Annotated in this window: 8 protein-coding genes; all 8 read left to right on the top strand. The window is 26.9% G+C overall.

Annotated features, from left to right (window positions below; translation table 11 throughout):
- The coding region (locus VN21_RS09295; protein WP_332840863.1) for a sensor histidine kinase at positions 1–1,648 on the top strand (1,648 nt) is incomplete at its 5' end.
- A 12-nt stretch (positions 1,649–1,660) separates the two neighbouring features.
- A complete protein-coding gene (locus tag VN21_RS09290; RefSeq protein WP_046823010.1) occupies positions 1,661–2,401 on the top strand; it encodes a LytR/AlgR family response regulator transcription factor in 741 nt (246 codons plus the stop codon).
- A gap of 291 nt (positions 2,402–2,692) precedes the next feature.
- The gene (locus VN21_RS09285; RefSeq protein ID WP_046823009.1) at positions 2,693–3,649 is read left to right on the top strand and encodes an ABC transporter permease; all 957 of its coding nucleotides are present in this window, start codon (positions 2,693–2,695) and stop codon (positions 3,647–3,649) included.
- Positions 3,636–4,631 (top strand): iron chelate uptake ABC transporter family permease subunit, encoded by a 996-nt coding sequence (locus tag VN21_RS09280; RefSeq protein WP_046823008.1) that lies wholly within the window; start codon positions 3,636–3,638, stop codon positions 4,629–4,631. The genes VN21_RS09285 and VN21_RS09280 overlap by 14 nt, the downstream gene beginning before the upstream one ends.
- A complete protein-coding gene (locus VN21_RS09275; RefSeq protein ID WP_021428691.1) occupies positions 4,628–5,383 on the top strand; it encodes an iron ABC transporter ATP-binding protein in 756 nt (251 codons plus the stop codon). The genes VN21_RS09280 and VN21_RS09275 overlap by 4 nt, the downstream gene beginning before the upstream one ends.
- Before the next feature lie 56 nt (positions 5,384–5,439).
- Positions 5,440–6,402, top strand: a complete 963-nt coding sequence (locus tag VN21_RS09270; protein WP_046823007.1) for a siderophore ABC transporter substrate-binding protein — start codon at positions 5,440–5,442, stop codon at positions 6,400–6,402.
- Positions 6,403–6,525: 123 nt separating this feature from the next.
- Entirely contained in the window at positions 6,526–8,226 is a 1,701-nt protein-coding gene (locus VN21_RS09265; RefSeq protein ID WP_046823006.1) for an ABC transporter ATP-binding protein, read from the top strand.
- 146 nt (positions 8,227–8,372) lie between these two features.
- A complete protein-coding gene (locus tag VN21_RS09260) occupies positions 8,373–8,957 on the top strand; it encodes a GNAT family N-acetyltransferase (RefSeq protein WP_046823005.1) in 585 nt (194 codons plus the stop codon).
- The last annotated feature ends 18 nt before the right edge of the window (positions 8,958–8,975 follow it).

Below are 8,975 nucleotides of genomic sequence, written 5' to 3'. Positions count from 1 at the left end.
AGGAATAGTACTTAATTTACTAGAAAAAACTAGTTTTCTAATAGTAATTTTAATTTTAATGAGTAAAATTAAATTTTTAAAAAACATATTAAAAAGTGAACAAAACAGCAAAAGAAATTTAATTATAATTTCAGGAGTATTTAGCTTTCTTGCTATTGTAGGAACATACCTTGGAATAGATGTAGAAGGATCTATGGCAAATGTACGAAATATTGCCATAGTTTCAGGAGGAATGTTGTTTGGTCCTATAGTAGGGGTTACAGCAGGTATTACTGCAGGAGTACATAGATTTTTAATTGATATAAATGGTATAACAGCAATACCTTGTTTTTTAACTAGTGTTCTGGCAGGTATTTTATCAGGATACTTATGCAATAGAGTAGGCAGTGATAAAAAATGGTTGGTTGGAATAATATGTGGAATGTTTGTTGAAAGCATGAGTATGGAAATTATATTAATATTATCAAGACCTTATGATATAGCGGTATCTATTGTAAGACATATCTATATACCTATGATGATAGGTCAAGTTGGAATAGGTTTTTTAATATCTATTTTACAGAGTTTAAGAAGAGAAAAAGAAGAGATCGCAGCTCAACAAGCAAAATTATCACTTGATATAGCGAATAAAACACTCCCGTATTTTAGGAATATGAATAAACAATCATTAAATAAAGTTTGCGAAATAATAAAAAATGATATAGATGCTGATGCTGTGTCTATAACAGATACAAAAGTCGTACTATCTTATGTTGGAATAGGTGAAGACTATTTTAAAAATAATAATAAAACTTTAAGCAATATAACCAAAGAATGTATTATTAAAGGTGAAATTATATATATAAAAGAGGAACAAGAAGAATATTTAGTTGATAAAAAAACTCCTTTAAAAACAGCTATGATAATTCCTTTAAAAGAAAATGATGAAACTGTAGGGACATTAAAAATATACTATTCAAAACAACGTGAAATAACGGAATCTAGACAGGCATTAGCTATTGGGTTATCTCAAATGATATCTACATTGATGGAAATATCAAAAGTTGAACAAATAAAAGAGGCAGCAAATAAAGCTGAAATAAAGGCCTTGCAGACTCAAATAAATCCACACTTTCTATTTAATGCATTAAATACGATAACTTCATTTATTCGAATAAATCCAGATATAGCTAGGAATTTAATTATAAATTTAGCTACTTTTCTAAGGTACAACTTAGAATTTAGTGATACAACTATAGATATAAAAAAGGAATTAGAGCAAGTAAAAGCATATGTTGAAATTGAAAAAGCAAGATTTGGAGATAAGTTAAATGTAATTTATGATATAGATGAAGATGTTAATATAAAAATACCAAGTTTAATAATTCAACCATTGGTTGAAAATGCAATTATACATGGAATAAGAACTAATGGAGGTCATGGGACTGTTAAAATTAGCGTTAAAAATAAAACTAATAAAATATATATAAGTGTAGAAAACGATGGAGTAACTATAGATGAAGATATAATAGAAAGAGTTAAAAATGGGAATATGCCAGAAAATAAAATTGGCCTTTATAATGTACATTTGAGAATGAAACTTATGTATGGCAAAGGTTTGAGTATAAAAAGACTAAATCCAGGTACAAAAATAGAATTTTCAATATAGGAGGATTTAATAGTGAAGTGTATTATAGTAGAAGATGAATTTCCAGCAAGAGAAGAGCTAAAATATTTTATTAAAAATCATAGTAATATTGAAATTGTAAACGAGTTTGATAATGGAATAGATGTTTTAAAGTTTATACAAGAAAATAATATAGATGTTATATTTTTAGACATAAATATACCTATGTTAGATGGCATATTGTTAGCTAAGACTATAAATAAATTTAAGTATAAGCCTAAAATTGTATTTATAACAGCTTATAAAGAACATGCAGTAGAAGCATTTGAGTTAGAAGTATTTGATTATGTTTTAAAGCCATACTCAGATCAAAGGATAATAAATACATTAAATAAGCTAAAAGACTGTAAAGAAAATAAAAAGTTTTTAAAAAGAGAACAAAATTTAGAAGAAAAAAGTGATATGCAAGATACAATAACTATGTGGAAAAATGATAAAATGATAGTTTTAAAATTTGATGATATATATTATTGTGAAGCAAACGAAAGAGAAACAATAGTTTATACAAAAGAAAATGAATATATAGTTAAAAGCTCTATTTCTGAGTTTTTCAAAAGTTTACCAAGTAATCAATTTTTTAAAACGCATAGATCTTATATTGTTAATATAAATAAAATAAAAGAAATTATACCGTGGTTTAATAGTACATATATATTAAAGTTAAATGATATAAAAAAAGAAATTCCAGTTAGTAGAAGCAATATAAAAGAATTTAGAAATACTATGCATATATAAAAGATACTATGGATATATACGCATAAATATAGCCACTAGCAAAACTATAATTGAAAAATCAATGAGAGAATTTAATAAATTTTATGATGAATTTATAAAAAAAGAAGCTATAACCTAAGTTATGGCCTCTTTTTTTATATAGATTTACTAAACGAATTTTAGAAAAAATTAAAATTATATAAAAATTTTAAAAATAATATTGACAATGATAACTATTATCAGTAAAATATAAACCAAGTAATGAAAACTATTATCAATAATTAACTGATTTCAGAAAGAGAGAGTAAACTAATGAAAAAAAGATACTTATTAATTGTATTGATATTATTGTCAATAGCCTCCTTATTTATAGGAGTTAATGATATAACTTTAATGGATATTATAAGCTACAATAAAGAAAAAGTAGATATATTTTTTATAAGCAGGGTTCCTAGGCTGATAAGTATATTACTAGCAGGATTAGGAATGAGCATATGTGGATTAATAATGCAGCAGGTAAGCAGAAATAAATTTGTTTCACCTACAACGGGTGCAACAATTGATTCAGCACAGTTAGGGTTAGTATTTGCAATGCTGATTATACCAAGCACAGGCTTAGCTGGAAAAATGATAGCATCATTTGCTTTTGCACTTGCAGGAACTTTTATTTTTATGAAGATTTTAAAAAGTTTAAAGTTTAAAAACGCTGTATTTGTTCCATTGATAGGTATAATGTTTGGAAACATTATAGGTTCTGCAACTACTTTTATAGCGTATAAATACAATCTTATGCAAGATATAACTGCTTGGATGCAAGGTAACTTCTCTATGATAATAAAAGGGAATTATGAAATGCTATACATAACAATACCATGCATAATAATGGCTTATATATATGCAAATAAGTTTACAATAGCAGGAATGGGTGAAGACTTTGCTACTAATTTAGGTCTTAATTATAATAAAGTTATTAACTTAGGTCTTATGATAGTTGCAATTGTAACAGTTTGTGTAGTTATAACAGCGGGAAGTATACCTTTTATAGGTTTGATAGTACCAAATATAGTATCTATGTACAAAGGTGATAACTTAAAGGATAGCATATGGCATACTGGATTATTTGGAGCAATATTTGTTTTAGTATGTGATATATTCTCAAGGACTGTCATATATCCATATGAAATTCCAATAGGGCTTACGGTGGGAGCTATTGGAAGTATAATATTCCTTTTTATGATTTTAAGGAGGGGAAATCATGCAACAGCTTAGTACTTTAGAAAAAGAGATAAATATAAATATAAACTTAAAAAGTAAACTATACATATTAGGGGCTCTAATCGTAATTTTTTCAGCATTATTTTTAACTGTAGGAGTTAATTTTGATCATATAGATTATGTTATGAGCCAAAGGATACCTAAACTTATAGCAATTGTTATAACTGGGGGATGTATAGCTTTTTCATCAATTATATTTCAAACTATAACAAATAATAATATACTAACACCAAGTGTACTAGGATTAGATTCATTATATGTTTTAATTCAAACAGTAATAGTATTTTTATTAGGAGTGGAAAGCTCATTTATAACTAACAAAAGTTCTAACTTTTTACTATCATCATCACTAATGATTTTAGCATCTTTTATTCTTTACAAAAAACTTTTTGAAAGATCTAACAATAATGTGTTTTTCTTACTACTTGTTGGTATGATATTTGGAACCTTATTTAAAAGTATGTCTACATTTATGCAAGTAGTGATAGATCCAAATGAATATGCTGCACTTCAAAACAGTTTATATGCTAGTTTTAGTAATGTAAATACAGAAATCTTGATGATGTCAGTGATAATGATTATAGCTATTATACCATTTATATATGATGAACTTAAAATGTTAGATGTAATATCTTTGGGAAAAGATCATGCAATAAATTTAGGCGTAAATTATGATAAAGCTGTAAAAAAATTAATAATAGTTGTGGCTATGTTAGTTTCAATATCAACTGCTTTAGTTGGACCTATAACATTTTTAGGACTTTTGGTGGTAAATGTAGCAAAGCAGTTATTTAAAACATACAAGCACACATACTTGATAAGTGCATCAATTTTAATAAGTATATTAACTTTAGTAGTAGGTCAGTTTTTAGTAGAAAGAGTATTCACATTTACAACTACTATAAGTGTAATTATAAACTTTATAGGTGGATTATACTTTATATACTTGTTATTAAAGGAGAGTAAAAATCAATGATACAAGTAGAGAACTTAATAAAAAAATATTCAAATAAAAATGTTGTTGATAAAGTATCTATAAATATAGAAAAAGGCAAGATAACTTCATTTATAGGTCCAAATGGAGCTGGAAAGAGTACAGTTTTATCGATGATAACTAGGCTAATGAAAAAGGATAACGGAGAAGTTCTAATAGATGGCAAGAGATTAGAAGAGTGGGATAACAAAGAGTTGTCTAAAAAAATAGCTATATTAAAACAATCAAATAATATAAATTTAAAACTTACAATTAGAGAACTAGTTAGCTTTGGAAGATATCCTCATAGCGAAGGAAGATTAACAAAAGAAGATGAAAAATATATAGATGAAGCTATAGATTTTATGAAATTAAAAGATATTCAAAACAAATATTTAGATGAATTAAGTGGAGGTCAAAGACAAAGGGCCTACATAGCGATGGTAATAGCACAAAACACTGAATATGTATTTCTAGATGAACCACTTAATAACTTAGATATGAAACATTCTGTTGAAATGATGAAAGTTCTTAGAAACTTATGTGATGAATTAGGAAAAACTGTTGTATTAGTTATGCATGACATAAATTACACATCTTGTTATTCTGACTATATAGTAGCATTGAAAGATGGTAAAATTGCTAATCACGGGAAAACACAAGATATAATCAATAAAGAAGTCTTAGAAGGTATATATGATATGGAATTTGATATTAGAGAAATAAACGGAGATAAGATTTGTGTTTATTTCTAAAAAAATTTAAATATTAACTGATAAAGATAATCATTATAAAAAAGGAGAAAAGAAAAATGAACAAAAAAGTGGCGTTAATATCAGGAATTGTTATAGTTGGTTTAATAGGAGGAACATTATTATTTGGATCTAAGAAAAATGATAAAACTAGCGAACAAAACAATAATGTTATAAAAATTGAACATGCACTGGGAACAACAGAGGTGAAAGAAAATCCTAAAAAGGTAGTAGTATTTGACTATGCAGCATTAGATGCTATAAAAACTTTAGGAGTAGAAGGAGTAGTAGGGACGGCTCAAAGCTCATCTATGCCACCTTACTTAAGTCAATATGAATCTAGTGAATACGCAAATGTAGGCGGACTTAAAGAGCCAGATTTAGAAAAAATAAACGAACTTAAACCAGATTTAATAATAATAAATGGAAGACAACATAGTTTCTATGACAAATTAAGTGAAATAGCTCCAACGATATCTTTAGCTAAAGAAGATGGAAAATATATGGAATCTTTTGCACATAACATGAAAGTATTAGGAGATATATTTAACAAAGAGGATCAAGTAGAGTCGGAACTAAATAAGATAAATGAAAAAATAGAAGTTATAAATAAAGAAGTTACTAAAAATGGATACAAAGCAACAACATTAATGGTAAGTGATGGAAATTTAAGTGCTTTTGGGTCTGATTCAAGATTTGGAATGATATATAATAATCTTGGATTTAAAAATACGGATAGTAATTTAAAATCTGCAGACCACGGTCAAGATATATCATTTGAGTACGTATCAAGTCAAGATGCTGATTACATGTTTGTTATAGATAAATCAGTTATAGCAAGTGATAAAAATCAAAAGCCAGCTAAAGATATATTAAATAATGATTTAGTAAATAAAACTGATGCTGCTAAAAATGGAAACATAGTATACTTAGATACTCATTCTTGGTACTTAAGTGATGGTGGATTTATATCTACAAATACTATGTTAGATGAAGTAGATAAAGCGATAGATAATAAATAATATAAAAAAGTTGTATGTAAACTATTCAGTTTTCATACAACTTTTAAATTTCTATTAATATTGTTTTTTTTAATTACATATACTCAAATTGGGTATATAATAGTATAGACAAGGAGGGATGGTATGTTAAAAGAATTTATAAAATATTACAAGCCATATAAAAAATTATTCATACTTGATTTAATAGCTGCATTTGCTGTAGCTTTATGTGACCTAGTTTATCCTATGATAACTAGAAATATAATGAATGAAGTTGTACCAAATAAGGATTCAAGGATGTTAATTGTATTTGCAGTTACATTACTATTAATATTTATAGTAAAAGCAGGATTAAATTATTTTATGCAGTACTGGGGGCACGTTGTAGGAGTTAGAATGCAAGCTGATATGAGAAGCTATGTATTCACTCATTTACAAAAGCTTCCTAATTCATATTTCAATGATAATAAATCTGGGGTTATAATGTCTAGAATCATAAATGACCTTATGGAAGTTTCAGAATTAGCACATCATGGACCAGAAGATTTATTTGTGTCATTAGTTATGTTAATAGGTTCATTCTTAATATTATTAGGAATAAATGTACCTCTTACATTAATTATTTTTGCGATATTGCCATTTATAATTTTGTATGCTGTAACGCAAAGAAAAAGAATGTCAAAAGCATTTATGGATACGAGAGTTAAAACAGGAGATGTAAACGCGACATTAGAAAACAGTATAGCAGGTATGAGGGTTACTAAATCATTCTGTACAGAAAAAGAAGAGTTAGAAAAGTTTAATGAATCTAATGATATATTTAGACATGCAAGAGAAGGAGCATACAAAGTTATGGCAGAGTACTTCTCAGGGATGTTCTTATTTATAGATATATTAAACCTAGTTGTGTTAATAGTTGCTGGATACTTTACTTATATGAATTATATAAACTTAGGAGATTTTGCAGCATATCTTCTTTACGTAAATTTATTTATACAACCAATTAGAAAATTAATAAACTTTACAGAACAATACCAAAATGGTATGACTGGATTTGAAAGATTCTCAGAAATTATAAATGAAGAAACTGAAAAAGAAGCTAAAAATCCTATAGAGCTTAAAGATGTTAAAGGAAACATAGAAATAGAAAATGTTTCATTTACTTATGAAGATGACAATGAAGTATTTAAAAACTTAAGCTTATCTGTAGAAGCTGGAAAGACAGTAGCATTAGTTGGTCCATCTGGTGGAGGTAAAACTACTTTATGCAACCTTATACCTAGATTCTTTGATTTTGAAGAAGGAGACATAAAGATTGATGGAATTAGTGTAAAAGATGTTAGTTTAAATTCATTAAGAACAAATATAGGTGTAGTAGCTCAAGATGTATTTTTATTTACAGGCACAATAAAAGAAAATATAATAATCGGAAAGTCAGGTGCAACTGATAAAGAAGTTATAGATGCATGTAAAAAAGCTAGAATACATGATTTTATAAAGACACTTCCAAACGGATATAATACTTACGTAGGGGAGAGAGGAATTAAGCTTTCAGGTGGTCAAAAGCAAAGAATATCTATAGCTAGAATATTCCTTAAAAATCCACCTATAATGATATTAGATGAAGCTACATCAGCTCTTGATAATGTAACAGAACAAGAAATACAAAAATCTTTAGAAGAATTAGGAAAAGATAGAACGAATTTAGTTGTAGCCCATAGGTTATCAACTATACAAAGTGCAGATGAAATAATAGTCTTAACTCAAAATGGGATAGAAGAAAGAGGAACTCATAAAGAGTTAATTGAAAAAGGTGGAGTATATTCAAAACTTCATAGAAAATAAAAAATACTTAAGCATAAGGTAAATAGGCATTATATTTACCTTATGCTTTTTTAGATTGATTAAGGTGAGTTTTTACGAATAGATTAACATCTAAAAACATATATGCATATAAAAGAGTATTAATTATTTTAAGGAGGGAACTGCAAATGAAAGATTCTATATATCCTCAAATGAAAATAATAGAAACTGATAAATATATATTAAGACCTATATGTGTAGAAGATGCAATAAGTATGTTTGAGTATTATAGCCAGGATAAAGTAGTTAAATATCTTCCTATAAAAACCCATAAATCAATAGTTGAAACAAAAAGATTTATAAGAAATTATTTTATAAATAGCTATAAAAAAGGAAATGTAAATCATTGGGCTATAATAGATAAAAAGAATAATAAATTAATTGGCAACATAGGTCTTAACAATGTGTCTAATAAAGATAAAGAGGCTGAGATTGGTATATGTATAAATCCTATTTACTGGGGAAATGATATAGCGACAGACTTGACTAAGTATTCCTTGATGTATGGGTTTAAGGTTTTAAATTTAGAAAAGATAACAGCTACTACATATGAAGAAAATCCCAGAACAAGAAAATCTTTAGAAGGCTTAGGCTTTAAATATGTAAAAACTTATGATAAAAAAATGAAAATTTCAAACTCCATGAAAATGATAAAATGTGATAAGTATGAATTATATAGAAAAAATTATATATTATCTAGATATTTAGATTAATTAAATTTGAAAATAGAC

Origin of the sequence: Paraclostridium benzoelyticum (assembly GCF_001006285.1) — a bacterium.
Lineage (GTDB): Bacteria > Bacillota > Clostridia > Peptostreptococcales > Peptostreptococcaceae > Paraclostridium > Paraclostridium benzoelyticum.
This window is presented reverse-complemented; position numbering and strand designations above follow the sequence as displayed.